This window comes from Actinoplanes ianthinogenes, from assembly GCF_018324205.1.
Taxonomy (GTDB): domain Bacteria; phylum Actinomycetota; class Actinomycetes; order Mycobacteriales; family Micromonosporaceae; genus Actinoplanes; species Actinoplanes ianthinogenes.
The window spans coordinates 8,691,417-8,715,449 of the sequence record NZ_AP023356.1 but is presented as its reverse complement, the minus strand read 5'-3'; the positions used below and the strand labels follow the sequence as shown (position 1 = coordinate 8,715,449).

General features: G+C 71.6%; 16 protein-coding genes and 2 pseudogenes. 12 read left to right on the top strand and 6 right to left on the bottom strand.

The window, feature by feature from the left end:
- The first annotated feature begins 53 nt into the window (after positions 1-53).
- The 4 genes from Aiant_RS46755 (at position 54) to Aiant_RS39280 (ending at position 9,390) form a co-directional block, all read left to right on the top strand.
- A complete protein-coding gene (locus Aiant_RS46755; protein WP_189334910.1) occupies positions 54-4,331 on the top strand; it encodes a fibronectin type III domain-containing protein in 4,278 nt (1,425 codons plus the stop codon).
- Between the two features lie 351 nt (positions 4,332-4,682).
- The gene (locus Aiant_RS39290) at positions 4,683-6,326 is read left to right on the top strand and encodes a glycosyltransferase family 2 protein (protein WP_189334911.1); all 1,644 of its coding nucleotides are present in this window, start codon (positions 4,683-4,685) and stop codon (positions 6,324-6,326) included.
- A 140-nt stretch (positions 6,327-6,466) separates the two neighbouring features.
- Positions 6,467-7,243 carry a biotin/lipoyl attachment domain-containing protein gene (locus tag Aiant_RS39285; protein WP_189334912.1) on the top strand — a complete coding sequence of 259 codons (777 nt, stop codon included), beginning with the start codon at positions 6,467-6,469 and terminating at the stop codon, positions 7,241-7,243.
- On the top strand, positions 7,240-9,390 hold the full coding sequence (locus Aiant_RS39280) for a glycosyl hydrolase (protein ID WP_189334913.1): 2,151 nt from the start codon (positions 7,240-7,242) through the stop codon (positions 9,388-9,390). Before Aiant_RS39285 ends, Aiant_RS39280 begins: the two co-directional genes overlap by 4 nt.
- 152 nt (positions 9,391-9,542) lie before the next feature.
- Here the strand turns inward: Aiant_RS39280 and Aiant_RS46205 are convergent.
- A pseudogene (locus Aiant_RS46205) lies at positions 9,543-10,433 on the bottom strand (zinc-dependent alcohol dehydrogenase family protein); the annotation flags it as partial.
- A 146-nt stretch (positions 10,434-10,579) separates the two neighbouring features.
- Here Aiant_RS46205 and Aiant_RS39275 point away from each other — a divergent pair.
- A complete protein-coding gene (locus Aiant_RS39275) occupies positions 10,580-11,395 on the top strand; it encodes a helix-turn-helix domain-containing protein (RefSeq protein WP_189334914.1) in 816 nt (271 codons plus the stop codon).
- Between the two features lie 39 nt (positions 11,396-11,434).
- On the opposite strand, the gene Aiant_RS39270 is transcribed toward Aiant_RS39275, so the two are convergent.
- Both Aiant_RS39270 and Aiant_RS39265 read right to left on the bottom strand, forming a co-directional pair.
- Positions 11,435-12,175: an SDR family NAD(P)-dependent oxidoreductase gene (locus Aiant_RS39270; protein WP_189334915.1), complete on the bottom strand. Its 741-nt coding sequence runs from the start codon at positions 12,173-12,175 to the stop codon at positions 11,435-11,437.
- 201 nt (positions 12,176-12,376) lie between these two features.
- Positions 12,377-13,264 (bottom strand): LysR family transcriptional regulator, encoded by an 888-nt coding sequence (locus tag Aiant_RS39265; protein ID WP_189334916.1) that lies wholly within the window; start codon positions 13,262-13,264, stop codon positions 12,377-12,379.
- 170 nt (positions 13,265-13,434) lie between these two features.
- Between Aiant_RS39265 and Aiant_RS39260 the strand changes: the two are divergent.
- Positions 13,435-14,301 (top strand): annotated as a pseudogene (locus tag Aiant_RS39260) (SDR family NAD(P)-dependent oxidoreductase).
- A gap of 34 nt (positions 14,302-14,335) precedes the next feature.
- On the opposite strand, the gene Aiant_RS39255 reads toward Aiant_RS39260, so the two are convergent.
- Positions 14,336-15,178: an aldo/keto reductase gene (locus Aiant_RS39255; protein ID WP_189334917.1), complete on the bottom strand. Its 843-nt coding sequence runs from the start codon at positions 15,176-15,178 to the stop codon at positions 14,336-14,338.
- Positions 15,179-15,279: 101 nt separating this feature from the next.
- On the opposite strand from Aiant_RS39255, the gene Aiant_RS39250 reads away from it, so the two are divergent.
- Together Aiant_RS39250 and Aiant_RS39245 are read left to right on the top strand one after the other, a co-directional pair.
- Positions 15,280-15,822 (top strand): TetR/AcrR family transcriptional regulator, encoded by a 543-nt coding sequence (locus tag Aiant_RS39250; protein ID WP_229831093.1) that lies wholly within the window; start codon positions 15,280-15,282, stop codon positions 15,820-15,822.
- Between the two features lie 119 nt (positions 15,823-15,941).
- Complete coding sequence (locus Aiant_RS39245; RefSeq protein ID WP_189334919.1) at positions 15,942-17,948, top strand: hypothetical protein; 2,007 nt, start codon at positions 15,942-15,944, stop codon at positions 17,946-17,948.
- 13 nt (positions 17,949-17,961) lie between these two features.
- On the opposite strand, the gene Aiant_RS39240 is transcribed toward Aiant_RS39245, so the two are convergent.
- Positions 17,962-18,279, bottom strand: a complete 318-nt coding sequence (locus tag Aiant_RS39240; protein ID WP_189334920.1) for a hypothetical protein — start codon at positions 18,277-18,279, stop codon at positions 17,962-17,964.
- A gap of 125 nt (positions 18,280-18,404) precedes the next feature.
- Here Aiant_RS39240 and Aiant_RS39235 point away from each other — a divergent pair, with 125 nt between their 5' ends.
- A complete protein-coding gene (locus Aiant_RS39235; protein WP_189334921.1) occupies positions 18,405-19,202 on the top strand; it encodes a sterol desaturase family protein in 798 nt (265 codons plus the stop codon).
- Here the strand turns inward: Aiant_RS39235 and Aiant_RS39230 are convergent.
- Positions 19,158-19,790 (bottom strand): maleylpyruvate isomerase N-terminal domain-containing protein, encoded by a 633-nt coding sequence (locus tag Aiant_RS39230; RefSeq protein ID WP_189334922.1) that lies wholly within the window; start codon positions 19,788-19,790, stop codon positions 19,158-19,160. The two genes, Aiant_RS39235 and Aiant_RS39230, sit on opposite strands and share 45 nt — an antisense overlap.
- A 220-nt stretch (positions 19,791-20,010) precedes the next feature.
- On the opposite strand from Aiant_RS39230, the gene Aiant_RS39225 reads away from it, so the two are divergent.
- The 3 genes from Aiant_RS39225 to Aiant_RS39215 all read left to right on the top strand — a co-directional run bounded on the left by Aiant_RS39225 (position 20,011) and on the right by Aiant_RS39215 (position 23,574).
- A complete protein-coding gene (locus tag Aiant_RS39225) occupies positions 20,011-20,517 on the top strand; it encodes a YlcI/YnfO family protein (RefSeq protein ID WP_189334923.1) in 507 nt (168 codons plus the stop codon).
- Between the two features lie 18 nt (positions 20,518-20,535).
- On the top strand, positions 20,536-21,378 hold the full coding sequence (locus Aiant_RS39220) for a DUF4097 family beta strand repeat-containing protein (RefSeq protein WP_189334924.1): 843 nt from the start codon (positions 20,536-20,538) through the stop codon (positions 21,376-21,378).
- 63 nt (positions 21,379-21,441) lie between these two features.
- Positions 21,442-23,574: an MMPL family transporter gene (locus Aiant_RS39215; protein ID WP_189334925.1), complete on the top strand. Its 2,133-nt coding sequence runs from the start codon at positions 21,442-21,444 to the stop codon at positions 23,572-23,574.
- The last annotated feature ends 459 nt before the right edge of the window (positions 23,575-24,033 follow it).

Genomic DNA, 24,033 nt, shown 5'->3' with positions numbered 1-24,033 from the left:
TTCCGGGCGGGACGGCGACGTCGCGCGCCGGGGAACGCGGGGAGTGGAACGGCATGTCGGTGGAGAGGCTGCGTCGTCACGCGGCGGGGATCCTGGTCCTTCTGGTCACCGGGCTGTGCGTCCTGGTGGGGATGACCCGGGCGTCGGCCTCGGTGACCGTGGACGCGGTCGCGGGGCTGCTCACCTACACGGTGGACGCGGACGGGGCGATCTGGCGGATCCGGCCGGACGGCGACCTCACCCGGCTGCCCGACGTCGGACCGGCGCGGGACGTGGCGGTCGGTGACGGCGGTTACGTGTACGCGCTCGTCGGCTCCCCGGCCCGGGTGGTGCGGATCGCGCCGGACGGCGGCACCGACGAGTGGGGCGCCGGGCTGCTGACCGATCCGAACGGCATCGACGTCGATCGCACCGGCGGGCATGTGTACGTCACCGACGACCAGCTCTATGAGTTCGACGGGGACGGGGACGGGACGCCGGTCGTGATTCCCGGGCTGGTGAGCCCGCGGGGTGTCGCGGTCGCGCCGGACGGTGTCGTGTTCGTCGCCGACTACCACGCCGACACCGCCCGGACGACGCTGCATCGGCTCGACGACGGCTCGGCGTCCGTGGTGGGCACCCCGTTCATCTCCGGCGGGCAGACGACGGCTCTCGACGTCGACAGCGCCGGGAACGTGTACATCGCGGCGCCGGGGCGGGGTGAGTACGAGAAGGTGACCTCGGGCGGAGTACGTACGGTGGTGGCCCAACCCAGCGGGAGCGTGGGTGGGGTGGCCGTCGACGCGCACGACAACGTGTGGGCGTCGGACCCGGATCTCGGCACGGTGTCCCGGATCGCCGGAGACGAGGCGCTGGACGTGGCATCGATCACCGGGCTCACCACGCCCGTCGCGGTCGACAACTGGACCGTGCCGCTGCCGCCGGCCTCGGTCACGGCGGTGGCCCGCGACGAGGCCGTCGAGGTGAGCTGGACCGCCAGTGACGCGAACCGGTCGCACGCGGTCACCCGGTACACGGCCCGGGCGGTCGGGACCGACCACACCTGCACCTCGGCCGAGGTGTCCTGCACCATCTCCGGACTGACCAACGACGAGTCGTACACGGTCACGGTGACCGCGACGAACACTGGGACGAACGACCTCGGGCAGTCCGCGGCCAGCGCGCCGTCGGACCCGGTCACCCCGCACGAGCCGACCTCTCCCGGCGATCCGGTGGTGTCGGCCGAGCCCGGCAACGGGCAGGTGACGCTCGTCATCACCCCGGGAGACGACGGCGGCAGCCCGATCCTCAGGTGGGAGGTGGCGCGGGACGGCAACACCTGGACCACGCTCCCGACGACACCGGCGGGCGACGACGTGACCGCGACGATCACCGGCCTGCCGAACGGCTATCCGCTGACGTTCTGGGTGCGGGCGGTCAACGCGGCCGGATGGAGCGTGCCGCAATCCATCGACGTCACCCCGGTGCCGGGCCTGCCGGGCGCACCGGCCGGCCTGACCGCCACGCCGCTGGACCGGAGTGCGCACCTGGTGTTCACCGCACCCGAGGACGACGGCGGCTCGCCGATCGATCACTACGAGGTGAAGATCGACGATGGAAACTGGGATTCGGTGGCTCCCTCGCCGGCCGACGACGGCGCCTTGCAGGTCGACGTGTCCTCGCTGGAGAACGGAACGCCGTACACGGTGTCGCTGCGGGCCGTGAACGTCGTGGGCGGCGGTGCGGCGATCACCGACGACGTGACGCCGGCGACCGTTCCCGATGCGCCGACCGGCGTGACCGCCACGCGCGGGAACCGGGGTGCGCATCTGGAGTTCACTCCACCCGCGAGTGACGGCGGCGCCGCCATCGACTACTACCAGGTGGCTGTCGAAGGATCGTGGAGCCGGGCGTCGGTCTCCTCCGCCGGCGACAACGGCCGGTTGCAGCTCGACGTGACCGGTCTGACCAACGGGCAGAGTTACTGGCTGGGTCTGCGCGCGGTGAACAGCCGGGGTCCCGGTGACTCGGCCGGCGACTGGGCCTATCCGGCGACCGTCCCCGGCGCGCCGACCGGCCTGGTCACGACGCCGCTCGTGAACGGCGCCCACCTCACCTTCGCGGCGCCGGCGGACAACGGCGGCTCCTTCGTCACCTCCTACGACTACTCCGTCGACGACGGCGAGACCTGGCAGAGGCTCAACGGATGGCCGACCGAGGACGACCAGAGCGCCTGGGAGGGCTACCTGAGCGGGCTGACCTCGCGGGTGGCCTACCCGCTGCGGCTCCGCGCCGTGAACGAGGTGGGTACCGGGGCGGCGTCGGATGCCATCACCGCCATGGCGATCGGAACGCCGCTCGCCCCGACCGACGTGACGATCACGCGCAACCGGATGGAGGGCTACAGCACCGCGACCGTGGTCTTCGAGCCGCCGGCGGACACCGGTGGAAGTGCCATCGACTGGTACGAGGCGTCCACCGATGGCGACGACTGGTACCAGATGCCGGTCGAACCGACAGGTGACGACGCGACGACCTTGCGGGGAGAGATCAACTGGCTGGAAGAGGGCGCGACCTATTCCATCCGGATCCACGCGGTGAACTCGGCCGGTGAAGGGGATCCGAGCGAACCGCAGACCCTGGTGCTGAAATACCCGCCGGACACCATGGGATATCTCCAGGCGGACCCGGGGAACGAGGAGGCGCTGCTGTCCTTCGACGCACCGCAGGACGGTGGCGACCCGATCACGTCGTACGAGTACAGCATCGACGGCGGCGACTGGACGACGCTGGACGAGCGGTCGTCGGAGGACGGCGAGAACCTGGTCGCCACCCTGACCGGGCTGGCCAATGACGTCGAGGTGACGGTGCGGGTGCGGGCCCGCAACTCGACGGGCGCCGGCGGATGGGCGTCCACCACGGTGACACCGTCCGCCGAGGCGGCTCTGCCCGAGCCTTCCGAGGAGCCGTCCGCGACGGAGGAGCCGACTCCTGAGCCGTCCGCCGAATCGCCGGCCGCGGAGCCGTCACCGGAGTCGCCGGAGCCCTCGCCCAGCATCACGGCGGATTCGCCGTCGGTGACGCCGTCGCCGTCCCCTGGGCCGACCACGCCGTCGCCCACACCCGCTCCATCGCCCACACCGTCGGTTACGAGCGCGCCGTCGCCCACACCGACACCCTCGGTCACGAGCGCGCCGTCGCCCACACCGACACCCTCGGTCACGAGCGCGCCGTCACCCACACCGACACCCTCGGTCACGAGCGCTTCGCCGACCCCCTCGGTCACCGCCGTCTCGCCGGCTCCGTCGGCTTCCACCGCTTCGCCCGGCGTCCCGCCTTCAGCCAGCGCCTCAGCGAGCCCATCGCCGTCGCCCAGCATCACGCCCTCGGCCAGCGCCTCGGCCAGCCCATCGCCGTCGCCCAGCATCACGCCTTCAGCCAGCGCCCCGGCCAGCCCATCGCCTTCGGCCAGCCCATCGCCGTCGCCCAGCATCACGCCTTCAGCCAGCGCCTCGGCCAGCCCATCACCCTCGGCCAGCCCATCACCTTCGGCCAGCGCCTCGCCGAGCCCATCGGTCACCACGCCGTCCCCGGCACCCTCGGTGACCAGCCCGAGCCCGGCCCCGTCCGCCACCCCGAGCCCGTCCGAGCCGGCCGCTCCCCCGCCCTCCCCCGGTGGCGTCACCGCCGAGGCCGGCATCTCGTCGATCGTCGTCTCCTGGAGCCCGCCCGCCGACGCCTCCGGTGTCGCCCGATACCGCGCCATGGCCGAACCCGGCCCCGGCACCTGCACCTCCAGCGGCACCAGCTGCGTGATCGGCGCCGCCGCGGGCACCTCCTACACGGTGACGGTCGTCGCGCTCGGCAAGGGCGGCGAGTCGGCGGCGTCCGCGGCGTCGAACGCGGTCACCCCGGCCACGCCGGCGATCCCCAGCACCGTGCCCGTCACTGACAAGCCGCTCACCACGCCGGCCGGCACCAGCAACACGGTGGCGCCCGGCGGCACGGTGACGATCAAGGGCAAGGGGTACGCCCCGTTCTCCACGGTCACGGTGACGCTCTACTCCGACCCGCTGGAGCTGGGCATGGCGACCGCGGACGCGGCGGGCGAGATCAGCCTGACGGTGACCATCCCGACCGGGGTGCCGGTCGGAACGCACTCGATCGTCGCCTCGGGTGTCGACAAGTTCGGCAACGCGCTGGTCCGGCGCCTCGACGTGCGGGCGGCCCCGAAGCTCTCCTCGGAGACGCTGCCGACCACCGGGCCGGCCGTACTCTGGCTGCTGATCGCCGGAGCCGCGATCACCCTGACCGGTGCCGCGGCCCGCTTCCTCGCCGCCCGCCGTGGCTAGTGGCGTCACATGTTTCAGGATGGGCGCCGCCTCATTCCCAGGACGTTTCGCGGGCCTCGCTTTCCGTTTCCCGCGGGATGTAACGTCGCTCACTGATCAACTTATCGGTCGATCGAATAGTTTCCAAGAAGATACTTTCTTTTAACCGGGGCCACGGATTAACCGCAGCTCGGAAGGGTGCGGGAATTGATCGATTAAATCCGGCGACAAGGCCGCAATGAAAAATCTACAGCCTGGAAACATTGACACCAGATTAATCGGCGCCAGCACTCGCGAATCGACGACTTTTGCGGTTCTGTAGGTGACGGCACCGAATCCACGGTGCTGGATGCCGAAGATCTGGGAGCATTCATGACGGCACCGCCCGTACCTTCGGCCAGGCCGGGCACCCGCCTGGCCTGGCGGAAGCTGCAGCGCTCGACCCGCGTCGCGATCATCGCCGCGCTCGCCGCGACCGTCTTCTACCAGCTGTTCCTGCTCAACCCGGCGTACCGCGGACCCACCTGGCTGTGGATCGCCATGCTGGCGGCCGAGGGCCTGACCGCGCTGCACCTGATCGGCACCTGGTGGACCATCCTGGCCCACGACGACCAGCCCGAGCCGGTGGATGTCGTCGTCTGGCGCAACCGGCTGCGGGCCGGCGCCGAGGTGCCATCCATCGACGTGTTCATCACCGCTTACGGGGAGGATCCCGCAATGGTGCGGGCCACCGTCCTCGCCGCCCGCGACATGGACCTGCCGCACCGCACCTTCCTGCTCGACGACGGCGACAGCGACGCATTGCAGCGAATCGCTGGAGAGGCCGGGGTCGGATATCTGCGGCGGCCGGGCGGGGCCCACGCCAAGGCCGGCAACGTCAACGCCGGGCTGGCCCGCACCGACGGCGAGTTCGTCGTCATCTTCGACGCCGACCACGTGCCCGAACGCAATTTCCTGCTCAGCATCCTGCCGCACTTCCAGGACCCGGATGTCGCGTTCGTGCAGTCCCCGCAGTCGTACACCAACAACGTCAACCTGGTCGCCACCGGATCCGGCGAGGCCCAGCGCATCTTCTACGAGCTGGTCTGCCCCGGCAAGAACCACTTCAACGCCGCGTTCTGCGTCGGGACGAACGTCATGTTCCGGCGGGCGGCCCTGGACGGCATCGGCGGCATCTGGACGGGCAGCAACTCCGAGGACATCTGGACCTCGATCGAGCTGCACAAGGACGGATGGAAGTCGATCTACGTGCCGCAGGTGCTGGCCCGCGGCCTCGCCCCGGAGGACGTCCCGTCCTACCTCAAGCAGCAGATGCGGTGGGCCAGTGGCGGCTTCGAGGTACTGCTCCGCGGCCGGCTGCTCAAACGCGGCAGCGGCCTCACCATCGACCAGCGCCTGCAGTACCTCTTCTGCGGCACGCATTACCTGCTGTCCCTGGCAATGCTGACCTTCATGCTGTTCCCGTCGCTCTACCTGCTCTTCGCGCTGAGCCCGATCCGCGCCGACGGCTTCGCCTGGGCCACCCACTACCTGCCGTTCCAGGCTGCCGTGCTGCTGGTCACCTGGTTGCAGTCAGGCGGGTTCAAGCTGTCCGCGATCGTGGCCAGCATCGGTGCGGTCCCCGTGCACCTGCGAGCGCTGGCCGGCGTGCTGCTCGGCCGGCCGGCGAAATGGAAGGCCACCAACGCCGGCGGCGACAACGCGCGGTCGCTGTGGGCCGTCATGCCGCTGGTCGCCCTGTTGCTGCTGAACACCACCGCCATCGTCGTCGGTGTCCTGGTGATGGCCGACCCGGCGCCGACCTGGCTCTCGGTCGGCTGGGCGAGCATGATCGTGCTCATTCTCGGCCGGATGATCATCGAATCGGTCACCGGCGGCCGCATCCGCCGCCGGTTCACCACGCCTGCCACGCCCGAGGTGGGACCGCGGCGGCCGGTGACCCGGGAGCTGCCCGCGCCGCCCCGTATCGCCCTGGAGTCCGGCTCGGAGTCACAGCCGGTCCCGGCCAGCGCCTGACCCCGCTCCTCGACACCCCGGCGCCGGCCCGGGACGGGTCCCGGGCACTGCCCGCCCGCTCCGGGCTCGGCGGCACCACGATCGCTCCGCCGTCGCGGCCCGCGCCCGACACGACGACTTCCTCCGAGAGAGGCCTGACCATGAGCACCACCATCGAGAAGACCAGCATCGAACCCGACTCCGCACCGAGTGAGGCCGAACAGCCCGGACCGGCGCCCGCCCCGCCGAGGAAACAGCGATGGCGGGCGGTGGCGCGCTTCATCCGTACGCTGATCGTGGTCTTGATCTTGCTGGCGGCCGCTGTCGCGGGCGGCACGTACATCGTGCGGCAACGTCTCGCCGAGCGGACCATGCTGGACGCCGGCACGGCGGTGCTGGCCGCCCAGCCGATCACCGTGGGTTCGCCCGACGCCTCGGTCGTCAACCGGGTGGTGATCGCCGAGCGGGACAGTGTGACCGCCGGCGCGCCCCTCGCCACGATCACCCGCACCGCCGACGGCCGCGGGTCCCGCGTGCAGCAACTGAAGGCGCCGGCCGCCGGTATCGTCACCGAGATCAACGTCGCACCGGGGCAGATCGCCCGGGCCGGCGAGCCGATCATCACGCTCTACGACCCGTCCCGGCTCACCTTCCGTGTCGACGTGCCACTCGAGACGCTGCGCAAGCTCCGGCTGCGGATGACCGCCTACGTCTCGGGGCCCGGTCTGCCCGGCCGGATCGTCACCACGCTCGAAGAGGTCGAGCCCAAGGTCGGCAGCGACGGCGCGACGGCGCCCTCCGACCTGCTCACCGTCGTGTTGCGGCCCGACCCGGCGGCGCTGTCGACCGTGCGCACGCTCGTGCCCGGACTGCGGTTCCGCGCCGTGGTGGACACCACCACGGCCGCCGGTGGCACCCCGGCGGTGAACAGCGCATGATCCCTCGCCTACGGGCCGCGGTCGCGGTGGTAGCACTCGTCACAGTGGCCGCCTGCTCCGCCGAGCCGGCCGGTGAAGCGGCGGCGCCGGACGCCGGACCGGTCGTGGACGCGGCGGCGCCGGACGCCGGGCCGGTCATGGAGGACGCCTCGGCGTCGCCGATCACCGTGCCCCGGGTGTCCGGCACCGGCAGCATCGCCGACACCCTGCCGGCCGCGGCCCGGCCGACGAAGAACCCGGATCAGGCCGGTGCTCTCGCCGGCCAGGCGGTCCCGACCAACCAGTGGTGGAGTTCCGCGCTGACCGGACCGCGTACCCAGCCGATCTGGACGCACCCGCTGGCGGTGCGAGCCGCTGACGCGGGCGTGCAGATCAGCGGCGCGCCGGTCACGGCCTCCGCCAACGCCATCACCACGCCGTTCCTTCCGGCGCTGACCGTCAGCGCGGCGACCGGGGCGGTGCGGGTGGCCGGCTACGGCGCGTTCCACGTCGTGCTGCGCGTGGAACTGGCCGGTGGGGGGACGGTCGACGTCACCCTGGTGCAGGGCAGCCCGGTGGTCTGGCTCCGCTTCCAGGGTGCGAAGCCCAGCCTGACCGGTGCTTTCCGCGATGTGGGGAGCACGGCCGCGCGTGCCCGGCTCGACATCGCGGGCGGCCGGTGGGACGTCATCGGCGACGGCCTGGCGCTCAGCGGCTCCACGGTCACCGGGTCCGGTGAGCAGCTGGCCGTCGCCCGCGTGCCGGACGGCAGCGATCGGGCGAGCTGGGAACGGGCGAGCACCGCCGACCCGGTGGTGCAGACCACGGCGGCGATGACCTACGACGCCGCGGCGGGGACGGTCACCCAGACGCTCACGGCACGGCGAGCCGGCGGTGGGGCCGGGGTGTGGGCGCTGCTGCCGCACCAGCAGAGCGGGCTGCTGCCCGGACCGGCCGCCGTGGCCGGCTCCTATCCGGACGCCCGCGGGACGATGTCGCTGGTCTCGACCGGCACGGTGCGGGTGCGGGTTCCGATGCCGGGGCTGCTGACCGCCGTGCCGCAGGTGCCGCTGAGCGCGGCGGCGAGCCGCGCGGTCCGCGAGGACCTCGCGCGGGACCTGGCGGACCCGGAAGGCGCGGGCGGGAGCTATTTCGGGCTCAAGGAGCTCGGCCGGCTCGCCACCATCGCCGAGGTGGCGGCAGCGGTGGGTGCGAAACAGGAGCGTGCGACGGCTCTCTCCCGCCTGCGGCCGCTACTGATCGACTGGCTGACCTACTCCGGGCCGTCCGACGGGCGCTACTTCGGATATGACAAGGCGTGGGGCGGCCTGATCGCCGTGCCGGCCGAGTTCGGCGCTCAGGACTACAACGACCATCATTTCCAGTACGGCTACCTGGTCCGCGCCGCCTCCGTGCTCGCGTCGGCCGAGCCGTCGTTCGCCCGCGACTACGGCGACGTGGTCGACCTGATCGTCCGCGACTACGCCGGGTCGCTCGCCATCGGTCCGGCGTCCGGGCTGCCCCCGTTCCGGGCCTTCAACGCCTATCTCGGCAGCTCGGCCGCTTCGGGCTTCGCGCCGTTCGCCGACGGCAACAACCAGGAGTCGTCGAGCGAGGCGGTGGCGGCCTGGGAGGCGGTGGCCCGCTGGGGGCTGGTCCGGGGCAACAAGGCGATGACCGGATACGGCGCGGCCCACTACGCGATGGAGGCGGCGACGGCACGGTTGTACTGGCTCGGCGCCGGGCTGACCCGGCCGGCGGGATACGCGCACACCACCGCCGGGATCGTGTGGGACGCCAAAATCGATTACGCCACCTGGTTCGACCCGAAACCGGAGTCGATCCTGGGCATCCAGCTGCTGCCGCTGACCGCCGGCTCGTTCTACCGTGGCCCGTCCGAGACGCGCGAGCGGGAGCTCGGTCCCAGCCCGCGCGTCTGGGGCGACCTCTTCGCCGCCGATCTGGCGCTGTCCGACCCGGCGGCCGCGCGCCGCCGGCTCGACGCGGGAGTCAGCCGTGAGGAGAGCACCAGCCGGGCGATGGTCCGTTACTGGGTCGAGGCGCTGGCGGTGCTGGGCCCACCGCAGTCCGGTGTCCCGGCGCCGCTGGGGTCGCTGGCGTTCGGCTCGACCGGCAGCCCCCGGCTGGTCCGGTCACCGGCCGGATAGCCGCTGCCACCGGGGTGCGCGGCAGGAGCGCGCACCCCGGTCAGCGCATCGGTGCGATCCTCACCGTGCGGCAGCGGCGAGCCGGTCACCTCGATCACGACCTTTCCCAACGGCTGTCTTGCCGCGTAGTACCGGTAGGCGTCGACCGCCTCCGAGAACGGGAAGACCCGATCGACGACCGGACGCAGCCGGGCGACCGCGATGGCCCGATTCATCTCGAGGAATTGCGCGCGGCTGCCGACCGCCACCGTACGAATGGTGGCTCCCGACTGGAACAGCAGCCGGGGATCCAGTGCGGGCGGGGCGCCCCCGACGAATCCGACCAGCGCCACCTGTCCCCCGATGGCCGTGGCGCGCAACGATGGCGGCAGGTCGCCGACGACATCGACGAGCCGATCCGCCCCGCGGCCCGCGGTCAGTTCGCGCACCCGGGCCGGCCAATCGGGTTGGACCCGATAGTCCACGACCTCATCGGCGCCGAGGTCGCGCAGCTTTCGCGCTTTGTCGGCGCTGCTGGTGGTCGCGATGACGCGAGCGCCACGAATCTTGGCGAGCTGGATCGCGAAGAGCGACACCCCACCGGCGCCCAGCGTGACTACCGTGTCGCCGGCCACCACGCCGGCGAGGGCGTTCCATGCGGTCACACCGGCGCAGGGCAGGGTGGCAGCCTCGGCGAACGACAGATGGTCCGGCACCGGCACCAACGCCGTCTCCGGCAACACGACCAGTTCGGCGAGCATCCCGTCCAGCGAGCCACCCAACTGCGCGAGGTGTTCCGATCCGAAGGGACCGTACTGCCACGTCGGAAACAGCGTCGCCGTGACACGATCGCCGACCTGGACACCGCGGACGCCGGGGCCGGCCGCGACGACCTCGCCGGCGCCGTCGGACACCGGCACGAGCTCCGGTTTGACCGGCAGTGCGTACCGGCCCTGCAGGACCAGCAGTTCGCGATAGCTCAGCGACACGGCACGTACCGCGACGAGCACCTCACCCGGGCCTGGCTCCGGCGACGGACCCTCCCGCAGCGCCAGCCCTTCCATTCCCAGGCCGGGGGTCGCGCTCCAGCTACGCATCGGCAGCCTCCCACCTTGTTTCGGTCATGGGACCGATCGTTCGCGCGTTGTGGCGCCCCGCCAATTCCCTCCAGGGAATAGCCGACCGCCGTCCGAGGGGATAAAAGAGCTTTATGACCAGTCCCGGAACCGGCAGCACCATCGGCGCCGAGCTGCGCCGCTGGCGGGATGTTCGCCGCATCAGCCAGCTGGAGCTGGCGACCCGCGCGGGCACGACCCAGCGGCACCTCAGCTTCGTCGAGGGTGGCCGCTCCTCCCCCGGCCGGCATCTGGTGCTGCGGCTGGCCGAGTCGCTCGACCTGTCGCTGCGCGATCGCAACACGCTTCTGGCCGCAGCCGGATACGCCGCCGCGTACACCGAAACCAGCCTGGACGATCCGCGGCTGCAACCGGTCCGCCAGGCGCTTCGGCAGGTCGTCGCGGGGCACATGCCCTATCCGGCGCTGATCGCCGGGCCACACGGCGAGATCGTCGATGCCAATGCGGCGATCGATCTGCTGACCGAGGGTGCTTCGCCGGAACTGTGCCGTCCACCGCTGAACATCTGGCGCCTGGCGCTCCACCCGGAGGGCATGGCCGCCCGGGTGGAGAATCTGGCCGTCTGGGGCAGACACGTCGTGGCCGGGCTCAGGGCGCGAGCCGCCCGTCACCCGGACGCGCGGCTCGACGAGCTCGTCACGGAGCTTGTGGGATACCTGCCCGCGCTGCCGGCGACCGACCGCGACTATCTCGGATTCGCGGTGCCGCTGCGGCTGCGTACGGCCGACGGGACCCTGCGCCTCATCACTACGCTGACCTCGCTGGCGACCGCGGTCGACGTCACCCTCGCCGAACTCCACCTCGAAGCCTGGCTGCCGGCCGACGGCGAGACCGCCGACCTGCTCCGGCGGCGCGCCCGCACTCGTGGGCGTGGCAGCGCCGGATCGTGAGGACGAATGCGTGCCGGGTAGGGATCGCAGCGCCGCCGATCACCAGGCGATGGGGCCGAGGCGGTCGATGAAGGTGCCGGTGGGGCCGTCCCGGCCGATGGTGGCGAGCCGGAGGATCGAGTCGGTGCCCTCGGTGACGGTGAGCTGACCGGTGTGGTGATTCATGTCGGTCGCGGCGAACTTGTGGTTGGCGGTCTCACCCGGTGTGGCGACGTTGAACTTGATCTCTGGCAACGCCTGCGCGTACCGAAGGGTGATCATGTTCAGGGCCGCCTTCGACGAGCTGTACGCCAACTCGTGCATCGTCGAGACCGGCTGCGACGGGTCGGTGATGACGCCGAAGGAACCGGCGCCGCTGGACACCATCACCACTCGCGGGTTCTCGGCGGCGCGCAGCAGCGGCAGGAACGCGTGGGTGACCCGGATCGGCCCGTAGACATTGGTGTCGTAGACCGCGTGCAGCTCGTCGGCCGTCGCGTCGGCAGGTGCGACGATCCGCCCGGGCGCGCCCGCGTTGTTGATCAGTACGTCGAGCGTGTCGGTATGGTCGCGGACGAGGCGCACGGCGTCGGCGACGGACGCGTCCGACGTGACGTCCAGCGGAACCAGGACGACATCCGCGCCGGCGGCGAGGAGTTTGCCGGTGGCGGCTCGGCCGCGGGTCACGTCACGCGAGCCGAGGAAGACCCGCCAGCCGAGGTCGCCGAGCCGCCGCGCGGCCTCGAATCCCAGCCCCTTGTTGGCTCCGGTGATCAGCACCGAGGTCTGTTGACGATTCATGCCAAGCCCCTGTCGATGAGGTTCGTGCCGCGCATGCCGGCGGACAAAGATCATCGTCAGGATCTGCTGGCAGCGGATCAACGGTGGAATACGCATGGCAGCGATCACCCGCACTTATCAGTACGGCCGGGCCTGTCGACCCATGGCGGATGACCCGGCTGAAGGGGCGGCTGCCGTGACGTCCGACCGCCGCCGGGCCGCTCACGGCTGCGTGCTGCCTCCGGCGACGACCGACGCGAAGTCGCGGATCAGGCTGGTCTCGGTGCCGGTTCGCCAGACCACTGCCCACTGTGACGGTGGGGCGTCCGCGATCGGGACATAGACGATGTCCGGCCATTGGTAGTAGTCGGCGGCTTCGGCCTGGGTCAGTGCTACCGACGTACCGCTGGCGACGGTGGTCAGCACCTCTTGGAACGTGCCGACCCGCGGTCCACGCGGGATCGGCCGGCCGGTGGGTGTGGCGAAAGGGACGAGGCTGTCTTCCATGTATCGCGGGATCGGTCCGTTCGGTCCGAGCACGGTGCAGTCGGCCAGTTCCTCGAGGTCGATCGACTTCCGGTCGGCGAACGGGTGGGTGCGGCCCACCATGGCCAGGACCGGTGTGCTTCGCAAGATCGGGCCGACGGTGAGGTCGGGCTCGTGGATCGGCAGCCACGCGACGTCGACGTCGACGTCGCCGCCGCGCAGGGCGCTGAACGGATCGGGTGGGTGGATCTCTTTGAAACGCATCTCCACGCCGGGATGTAGCGTCCGGAACGCGTCGGTCGTGTCGCCGAGCGTCTGCGCGATGGCTCCCATCGTGCCGAGGGTCAGTACGCCCCTGGCGCCGTTCACCGTCGCCTTCACGGTGACGATGGCCTCGGTCAATTGGCGGTACGCGGGCTGCAGGCGGTCACGCAGGTCGACGCCGAGTGGCGTCAGCCGAACGACGCGGCTCGTGCGCTCGAACAGCGCGGCTCCGATATGGCGTTCCTGCGTGCTGATCGACTGGCTCACGCGGGCCTGTGAGATGAACAAACGCTGCGCGGTGCGACCGAAGTGCAACTCCTCCGCGAGCGTCAAGAAGATCTCGATGTCGCGTAGCTCCACTCCGTCTCCCTCCCGAGCGGCTCGTGAGCGGGCAGTGTAGCGCCGCGTCCAGCCGGCGTGGCTGAGCGGCATCCATAAGCCCGAGTGATCGCTGCGTTCCGGGCGTTGCCGTTGATCGCCTGGTCAGACCGCTTGACGATGAAGCAGACCGCCGTGCGAAAGGAAGCACCATGAACAAAGTCTGGTTCGTCACCGGATCGTCTCGCGGCCTCGGCCGCCAGTTCGTCGAGGCCGCCCTCTCACGGGGCGACCGCGTGGCCGCGTCAGCCCGCAGCACCAGCGGTTTCGACGATCTGGTCGCCGAGTACGGCGACGCGATCCTGCCGCTGGCCGTGGACGTGACCGATCGGCCCGCCGTGTTCGCCGGCGTCGAACGGGCCTTCGCGCACTTCGGTGGCCTCGACGTCGTGGTGAACAACGCCGGGTATGCCCAGATCGGCGCGGTCGAGGAGCTGACGGAGCGGGACCTTCGCGATCAGATGGAGACCAATCTGTTCGGCGCGGTCTGAGTGATTCAGGCCGCGCTGCCATATCTGCGCGAGCAGGGCTCCGGGCACATTGTCCAGCTGTCGTCGGCCGCCGGACTCATCGCGACGCCGCTCGGCGGGGCGTACATGGCGTCGAAGTGGGCGCTGGAGGGGCTGAACGACGCCCTGGCTCAGGAGGTCGCCGGGTTCGGCATCAAGGTCACCATCATCGAGCCGGCGGGATTCGCCACCCGGGGCGGAAAGAATCCGGATCCGCTCGACAACGGTCACGTCGCCGCGCACCACCCGGCGTACGACGCGCTCCGTCGGCACCTGGCCGGATTCGGGGGGAAGATGCCGGCCGGCGACCCCGCCGCGGCCGCACAGACGCTTCTCACCATCGTCGACTCCGACCGTCCGCCGCTCCGCGTCCTGTTCGGCCAGGGCTTCTATCCGATGATCCAGAAGGCGTACGCCGACCGGTTGCAGAACTGGGCCGCCACCCAGGACCTGTCGGCGCAGGCGCACGGCCCGTCACAGGCCGGCGGCGTACGCCCGGGAGACCGCTGAACGATGCGGTGCGGAACGCCACCGGCCCGGGCGATCACAGGCTGACGGTCGCCGCCGGCGGGACGTCCGCGACGGCCATGTTGGCCTCCAGGTGGGACAGGGTGGCGGTGCCCGGGATGAGCAGCACGTTCGGCGCGCGGTGCAGCAACCAGGCGAGACCGATCTGGGCCGGTGTGTAGCCCGAGGCCTCGGCGGCGGCGATCACGGCCGGGGCGTCGGTCACCTTCGCCAGGTGCGGGACGGCCCCGCCCAGCGGGAAGTACGGCACCCAGGCGATGCCCTCGTCCCGGCACAGCTCCAGCATCTTCTCGTCGGAGCGGTCCACCAGGCTGTACGCGTTCTGCACGCAGACGATGCCGACCGGCAGCGCGCGGCGCAGCACGTCGAGCGAGACGCTGCTCAGGCCGATGGCGCCGATCTTGCCCTCGTCGCGCAGGGCGATCATCTCGGCGAGCTGGTCGTCGAGGTCCACCACCTGGTCGGCGGGCAGGCGCAGCCCGACCGGGCCGGTGTCGGCGCGCCGCAGGTTGACCACCGGGATCTGCTCCAGGCCGAGCGTGGCCAGGTTGTCCTCGACGCCGGCCCGCAGCTCCCCGGGCCGCTGCGCGAACCGGATCGGGAACTCGCCGCCCGGATTCGACGTGGCGCCGACCTTGCTGACGATCAGCACGCCGTCCTCCGGGCGCAGCGCCTCGCGCAGCAGCTCGTTGACGAAGCCGTGCCCGTAGAACTGGGCCGTGTCGATGTGGTCGGCCCCCAGCTCCACGGCACGGCGCAGCAGCGCGATCCCGGCGGCGCGGTCGTCGCTCAGGCGGGCCAGCTGCATCGCGCCGAAGCCGACGCGGGACACGGGACGACCGGCGAACGTGAACGTCATGCGAACCTGCCCTCATGCGAGAATGCGGAAGCGGAAGGGCTTCCGCTTCATCAACGTAGCACGAAAACGGAAGGGCTTCCGCTTTGACTGATGGCGCACCGGTGAGCGGGCGTGCCGACGCCCGGCGCAACCGGGACAAGGTGCTGGCCGCGGCGCGCGCGGCGCTCGCCGGCGGCGGCGAGTCGCTGGCCATGGGCGCCGTCGCCCGCGCCGCCGGGGTGGGCGTGGGCACCCTCTACCGCCACTTCCCCACCCGGGAGGCACTGGTCGAAGCGGTCTACGACGCCGAGCTCGAGGACGTCACCGGCAGTGCCGCCACCCTGCTGGAGCAGTCACCGCCGGACGTCGCGCTTCGCGCCTGGCTCGACCGGTACGCAATGTTCCTGGCCACCAAGCGCGGCATGATGGACACCCTGCGCAGCACCTTCGCGGCCGGCCGGATCGGCCCGCAGACCCGCGAGCGGGTCGCCGCCGCCCTGGGCGCCATCCTCGACAGCGGGGCCCGAGCCGGCACGCTGCGCGCCGACGTCGACCCCGACGACGTCACCACCATGCTGCACGGCATCTTCCTCACCGCCGGCGGCGACCCGGAACGCACCGGCCGCATGCTCAGCCTGCTCGCCGACGCGCTGCGGGCTCGCTGAGCCCGCAGGCGGCAACGATGCGACCCATCGCACTTTCCTTGCGGAGAGTTCGTAACGATCGCCACCGGAGAGTGAAGCCCCGCTGGCGCGAGCATTCCCGGACCTCCATGATCTAGCCCATGACGGAGACCCGCGCGCTGCGTGATGCTGACTGGGCGACGGTGGAGCGGGGCTTCGTCGTATGGAAACTGCTCTCTGACCTGGCCGGAAGCGAAGAGATCACCCGGACCCGGGCGCTGCGCGACCTGCGCCGGCTGGCGCCGGACGGGGAGGACGTCCGCCCGTGGGTGGTTACCGCCCTGCCGATTCTGCTGGATCTCGTCACGGACGGTGAGCAGCCGGACCGGGGCCGGATCCTGCGGCTGATCGGGGACCTCGCCGGGGCCGATCGCACCTGGCAGTTGGCCGGCGAGACGCTGCGCGCCAAGCAGGTGCTGGCCGGGCATCCCGGGCTCACCGAGCTGCTGAGCGACGAGGATCCGCAGGTCAGGGAGGCGGCCGCCTACACGCTGCGGGCGGTGACGCGGCTGGCGCCGGGGGTGCTCTGGGATCGGTATGTCGAGGAGCCCGAGCCCGCGGTCCGGGTGACGCTGATCCGCAGTTGTGTGCTCGCCGGGGCGGTCGGCAGCGGCTACGAGCCGACCAAGCGGCGGCTCGCCTGGGTGGCCGGCAGCGACGCGGACCTGCGGGTGCGGATCACCGCGCTGACCGAGCTGATGGCGCTGCTCAACCCGCCACCGTTCGACGTGGAGACGGCCCGGGACACGCTGCTGGCCGCCTATCGCGAGGGCCTGAACCGGGAGCCGGAGCCGCTCGACGACGAGGTGGCGCCGCTGCTGGCCGGGCGGCGGATGGCGGCCCGGCAGTGGACGCCCGGCTACAACCAGGTGCTGAGCGCGATCCGGGCCACCTACCGCAACGACGCGGCCGCGCACCTGGACCTGATCGAACGCATGCTGGAATTGGACGCCTGGGACGCCCAGCAGGACGCGCTGCACGCGGCGCGCCCGCTGGTGCAGCGGCTGCGCGGCGACTACCGGGCGGTCGTGGCCCGGGCCGCCGGCCTGCTGCGCGACGGGGAACCGCAGGTGCGCGCGGCGGCGCTGCGCCTGCTGCACGGGGTCGACGAGCTGGCCCGCCCGGCCGCCGACGCCGTCTGGGCCTCGCTTCCCACCGACGTCGAGCGGATCCGGCCGAATGTGGAGGACGGCCCGTTCGTCTGGGTCACCCTCGGCGCGCAGGGCCCGGAGCTCGGACCCGCCGTGCAACTGCTCGCGGCCCTGCGCGACGAGCGGGTGCTGCCGATGCTGGAGCGGCTGCTCGACGAGGTTCCGGAGACCATCGACCTGCATCGTGCGGTGGCCGGGTACGGGGTGCGGGCCCGCGGGACGAGCCGCACGCTGCGCCGGCACCTGCGTGCCCTGCGGCCGGAGACGTTCGCCGAGCCGTGGCGTTACGAGACGCACCGGGCGAACCTGCTGCGCGCGCTGGCCGCCGTCGCCCCGAACGAGGCCGGCGAGCACCTCGCGGACAAGTCGATCGACGTGGCCACGCTCGGTCTGCTGGCCCGCGCCGGGCGCGCCGCGGCCGGCCGGCTCCCGGACATCGAGGCCACGCTGACCTGCGGTGATCCGGTGCTGGAACTGGCCGCGGCGCGCGCGGTCTGGCTGGTCGCCGGGGACGCGGAGGCGGCGACCGGTGTCTACGACCGCTACTTCGACGACCCCGCGGCCCGCCCGGAGCACGCGGTCGCGGCCATCGACGGCCTCAAGGAGCTGGGCATCCGGGTGAAGAGCCGGACCCGCCGGCTGTCCGGGCTGACCGGCAAGCGAACCGACGGCGCGGTCGCCGCGGCGGCTGCCGACGCGCTCTGGTGGATCGCCGGCAAGCGCGACGCCGCGCAGCGGCTGGGTCGCGTCTGGGAGACGAAGCCGCTGGTCCGGCCGCGGATCGCCCGGCTCTGGGTGGAGACCGGCGACACCCGGCTCGCCGCCCGGCACGCCCAGGCGGAGCTGCGGACGGCGCTCCGGCACAACCTCAGCGCGCACGGCGTCCTCACCGGAAAGATCGGCGATGACGAGCGGTTGCTGGACCTGTGCCGGAAGCTGGCCGGCATCCCCCGCTGAACGGACCGGGAACCTACGCCAGGATGATGTCGTAGGCGTTGGTCCGGTAACCGGTCCGGATGTCGCCGGACGCGCAGTAGGCGTAACTGCGCTTGTTCTTCTTGGCGTAGTTCCCGGTGTTCGTGTAGGCCCGGCCGTTGGCGGCGCGCCGGCACGACACCTGCACCGCCTGGGAGCCGCCCGGCAGCTTGGTGCAGATCGCGCTGGCACCGGTGGAGCCCTCGGCCCGGGTCGAGCAGCCGTACTCGTTCGCGGCCTGCGACGGGGAGGCGAACGCGGTCGCTCCCACGAAGGCGGCCGTGGCGAGCACGACGGCAATGCGCTTGCGCACTATGAAATCTCCTCACATCAGGTGAAACGCCCATCGGGCAGCGCCCATCATGGAGGCCGGTTCTTGGTGATCTCTTGAATCCGCTGGTCGATCCGGACTTGTGCCGGTGCAGCAGGATGCAGGCGGTGGAGTTCCTCGAGACGCTGCACCCGGGATGGTTCGCCCTGCTCGCCCTGGTGGAAAACATCCTCCTGGTGGGGCTGGGCGCGCTGCTCGGGCACGTGGCGCTGCGGCTGCCCGGCGCGCAGCGCCTCACGCCGGAGCCCGGCCCGGTGAGCCCGCTGGAGTATGCGCTGGTCGCCGGCACGGCGCTGATCAACACCGCGATCACCGTGGCCGGCTGGTGGCTGTGGAAGGCCGACGTCATCTCGCTGCGGACCGGCCTCGATCCCGGGTCGATCGCCGAGCTGATCGTGCTGGTGCTGGTGATGGACGCGCTGATGTACGCCGGACACGCGACCGTCCACCTGCGCGTGCTGTTCCCCTGGGTGCACCGGCTGCACCACGTCTTCGCCGACGCCCGGCCGATCACGCTGTTCGCGCTGCACCCGCTGGAGGCGATCGGTTTCGGGGCGATCTGGCTGGTGGTGCTCGCGGTTCACCCGTTCTCGGTGGCGGCGCTGGCCGCCTACGCGGGACTCAACCTGGTCTTCGGCATCCTCGGCCACCTCGGGGTGGAGCCGCTGCCGCCGGCCGTACGCCGCAGCGCGGTCTTCCGATGGGTCGCCACGCCCGCGATGCACGTCGGACATCATGCCGAGCCGCGCTACAACCTCGGCTTCTACACGACGGTGTGGGATCGCCTGTTCGGCACGCTGGAGCCGGACTACGACATCCGGCGGGCCGCGGTCGCGCCCGAGCCGTACCGTGGCGGATCGTCAGAGGGCGGCGATCGTCTTCGGGGCTCGCTCGGCTCGGCTTAGCGCCCGGATCAGCGCCGCCTGCCCGTGCCGGCGCGCGGCGAGCCGGCAGAGCACGCCGACGACCGTGTCGACGCAGGCCGCCGGAAACTCCGGTGTGGTCACGCCGATGCTGGCGGCCAGGTCGTCGCCGTGCACGGTCAGCTCCAGCAGCCGGGTGACCAGGTAGTCGTCCAGCGACAGCGACCACGGTCCCCACGGCAGTTGGATCACCCGGTCGGGCGGCTCGGCGGGCAGCCGCCGCTCCAGCTCCGCCAGTGCGGTCGCGGCTTCCTCGCGCACGGCCCGCGGCCCGGCGGCCGCCGCCTCCTCGGCCGCGCAACGAATGTAGGTGTTCACCTCGCTGTCGACACCGTCGTCGATCCAGGTCGACCTGGCGAAATGCTCCCGCAGCGGCACCCGCTCGTCCACGGCGCGCGCGTCCAGCACCGGTGGCACCTGACTGACCTGCCCGGCCAGGTGAGCCGCGACCCCGCCGACCCGCATCTTGACGAGCGCGCTCGGCGCATCCCAGCACGCCGCCACGGCGGGCTCGGCCAGCAGGGCTGTGGTGATCGCCGCCGACTCCAGGTAAACCTCTCGGACGCTCACGAACTCCAGTGTGGAGACGGCCGGGATCCGGCTCAAGAGGCGCGGCGTGCCTGACCCGATCACCGGGCGCCCCGCGAGTTCCGCGCACTTCGGCGTACCAGGGTTCGGCCGTGACGTGGCTGCCCACACCGCCGACACCGTCCGCCGGCAGCGCTGCGGGCTGCCGGATTTGGCGCCACCATGGCTTGCTTGTGTGCCAGAGTGATGCCACAGTGGTGCCGTGGACCTGACCTCGTACGTGAGCAACCTCGGCCGCGAGTTCGCCACCCTCGCGGAGGCCGGCGGTGAGGAGTCGCGAGTCCTGGTCGAGCGACTCACCGGCTCCCTCGAGTCGGCGATCCGGATGACCCTGCTGGACGTGCTCTCCGCGGCGGCCGACGACATCACCCGGGACCTGGCGCCCGGCTCGGTCGAGGTGCGGCTGCGCGGGCGCAACCCGGAGTTCGTGGTCTCCCCGCCCCCGACGGAGGCGCCCGAGCCGTCGGGCGCGCCCGACGGGGATCTGGCACTCAGCGAGGACGGGCCGGCAGCGCGGATCAACGTGCGGATGCCCGAGCAGCTCAAGGCCGGGATCGAGGAGGCCGCGGCCCGGGAGGGCCGGTCGGTCAACGCCTGGCTGGTCCGGGCGGCCGCCGCCGCCCTGCAACGGTCCGATCGGGATCAGCGCACCGAGCCGCGCAGCGCCGTGAAGCGCGGCCGGCAGGGCTTCACCGGCTGGGTTCACTGACTGACAACGGGGATGACCATGCCTACTTTCGAGACTCCGAAACCGATCTCGGCCACCGTCGAGATAACGGTCGGCAACGTCCGGATCACCGCCTCCGACCGCACCGACACCGTCGTCGAGGTCCGCCCGAGCGACCCCGCCGACGAGTCGGACGTGGAGGCGGCCCGGCAGGCGCAGGTCCACTACGCGTTCCCCGTCCTGCGGGTGACCGGGCCGAAACGCCTCTTCGACCTGTCCCGCAAGACGCGCTCGATCGAGGTGTCGATCGAGCTGCCGAGCGGTTCCGGGGTGGTCGCCGGCACGCAGGCCGGTGACATCCGAGGCGCCGGTCGGCTCGGTGGGTGCCGGTTCACGTCGGCGGCCGGCGACGTCATCGTGGAGAGCACCGGCCCGGCGTACCTGCACACCGGCGCCGGGCACATCAGCGCCGGGCTGGTCTCCGGTGAGGCCGACATCTCCACCGGCACCGGCCGGATCGAGTTGGGCGAGGTGGACGGCCCGGCCGTGGTGAAGAACTCGAACGGCAACACGACGATCGACGGGGTCGGCCGGGACGTGCGGGTGCGCGCGGCCAACGGCGACATCCGGATCGACCGGGCCGGGGCCGGCGTCGACGCGAAGTCGTCGAACGGCAGCATCCGGCTCGGCGAGGTGGTCCGCGGCGCGGTCACGGTCAGCACTGCCAGCGGCGATTTGGACATCGGCGTCGCCGACGGCAGCGCCGCCTACTTGGAGATCAACACCAGTTACGGGTACGTCCACAACCTGCTCCAGACCACCACCCGCCCGCAGCCCGGCGTCGAGACCGTCGAAGTGCGTGGCCGGACCTCGTACGGCGACATCACGATCCGCCGCTCCTGAAACCGATGGCTCACCTTCGCTCGATGTGCTGACATAGCTCTTTGCGGATATCGGGGGTCTTGAATGTTCGACAGATGGGGAAGGTTCGTCGTACGCCGAGCGTGGTGGGTGATCGGGGGCTGGCTGATCGCCGCCGGCCTGATCATCGGCCTGCTGCCCAGCCTCTCCGAGATCACCAGCGGGGACCAGGGCAGTTTCCTGCCGGACAGCTACGAGTCGGTGCAGGCCATCGACCTGGCCAAGAAGGCGTTCCCGGAGCAGGCCACCTCCACCGCGGTCGTGGTGGTGAAACGCACCGACGGCGCCGCGCTGACCGCCGACGATCAGGCGAAGGCGGGGGCGCTGGCGGCAGCGATCGGCGACACGCACATCGCCGGGATCGGGCAGCCGCTGACCGGCCCGCAGGCGGTCGCGCCGAACAAGCTGGTGCAGCTGATCTCGATCCCGGTCACCGCGGCGGCCACCGACGCCGAGGGCCAGCTGAACGCGGTGAAACAGACCCGTGACGTGATCAAGATGCAGCTGGCGGGCACCGCGCTGAGCGCCGGGGTGGCCGGGCAGGTGGCCCAGATCGTCGACAACAACGACACGTTCACCACCGCGTTCACCGTGGTCGGGACGGCCACGTTCGTACTGATCATCGTCTTGATCCTGATCATTTTCCGGAGCCCGATCGCGGCGCTGCTGCCGATCGTGGTGATCAGCGTGGTCATGCAGGTGTCGTCGAACCTGATCGCGGCCGCCGGTGAGGCGTTCGGCTTCAACGTCGACCAGAGCCTCCAGACACTGCTGCTGATCGTGCTCTACGGCATCGGCACCGACTACCTGCTCTTCCTGCTGTTCCGTTACCGCGAGCGGCTGCGCGCCGGGGTCGACAAGAAGACCGCGATGGCCGAGGCCGTCGCCCGGGTCGGCGAGGTGATCACGTCGGCGGCGGCCGCGGTGATCGTCGCCTTCCTGGTGCTGCTGCTGGCCAGCTTCGGCGGGTTCGGCTCGCTCGGCCCGGCCCTGGCGATCGCCGTCTTCGTCATGCTGGTCACCGGCCTCACCCTGATCCCGGCCCTGGTCAGCCTGATCGGGCCGGCCACCTTCTGGCCGTCGAAGGCGTGGAAGCGGGAGCCGAAGGGCACCCGGTTCGCCCGGATCGGCGCGGCACTCGGCCGCCGTCCGGCGGTCGCCGCGGCGATCTCCGGCCTGGTGCTGGTCGCGCTGGCCAGCGGCGTGCTGGTGTTCAAGGCGGACTACGACTTCGCGGCCGGCTTCCCGAGCACCACCGAGTCCGCGAAGGCCGCGGCCGACCTGGAGCGCGGCTTCCCGCAGGGCGCGCTCGACCCGACCGAGGCCTACCTGACCACCACCGACGGCAGCAAATTGACCGAGTCGCAGCTCGCCGGGTTCGCCGCGGCCGCCGCCAAGGTGAACGGCGTCGGCGGGGTGCAGCCGCCGGCGCCGGGCGCCGGCGGCACGGTCGCCCGGGTCGGCCTGCTGCTCAGCGTGAACCCGGCGTCCAACGAGGCGATCACCCTGGTCCACGATCATTTGCGCGACGACCTGCACAGCATCGCGCCGCCCGGCACCAGGGTGGTGGTCGGCGGCACCACCGCGCTGTTCGCGGACATCAACTCGGCGAACAACCGCGACCTGTCGGTGATCCTGCCGGTCGCCGCGCTGCTCATCGCGATCATCCTGGGCCTGCTGCTGCGCAGCGTCGTCGCGCCGATCTACCTGGTCCTGGCGGTGCTGCTGAACTTCGCCGCCACCCTCGGCGCCGCCGTCTACCTGTTCCAGGGCGCCGCCGGCCGTCCCGGAGTGACCTTCCAGCTGCCGATCGTGCTGTACCTGTTCGTCCTCGCGATCGGCACCGACTACAACATCCTGATGATCGCCCGGCTGCGCGAGGAGGCCCGGGCCGGCAACGAGCCGCGCGACGCCGCCGCCCTCGCGGTCCAGCACGGCGGCCCGTCGGTCGCCGCGGCCGGCGTGATCCTGGCCGGCACGTTCGCGGTGCTGGCCCTGGCCCCGGTGTCGTTCCTCCAGCAGATCGGCTTCTCGGTGGCGACCGGCATCCTGCTGGCCGCGTTCGTGATGTCGATGTTCCTGGTGCCGTCACTGACCGCGCTGATCGGGCACGCCGCCTGGTGGCCCGGCCACGGCGACATCGACCGCCGCCGGACCGAGGCGACGATCGCCGGTTAGCCCAGGTCCGCTGCCGGTCACGAGCAAACACGATTGACGGTACGCCCGGAGCACGCGCTCAGGGCGTACCGTCAATCGTCCTGACCGTGACCGGCAGCGGTCAGCGACCGCGCGGGCCGAGCCCGTCCCACAGTGCGCTGCGGCCCAGGGCCCGTCCGGTCGCGAAGCCGTAGGCGACCTCGCCGGAGGCCAGCTGCACCAGATGCGGGTAGGCGTCGGCGAACCGGACCTCGGCTGCTCCCGCCCCCGGCGCGCGCCGGAGCTTCCGGTCCGGTGGTATTCCGGCAGGTGCCACTCGGGGTCCCAGCGGGCGGCCTCCCACTCCGCGGGCGATAGCTGATCCCCGGGGTTCCCACGCGCGACACGCTAGGCGAGCGGCGGACCGCCGAGGCCGCCCGGATCACCGTTCGCCCATGCGGTCGGCACGCTTATGCCATGGTTAGGGGCGATATCAGGCGG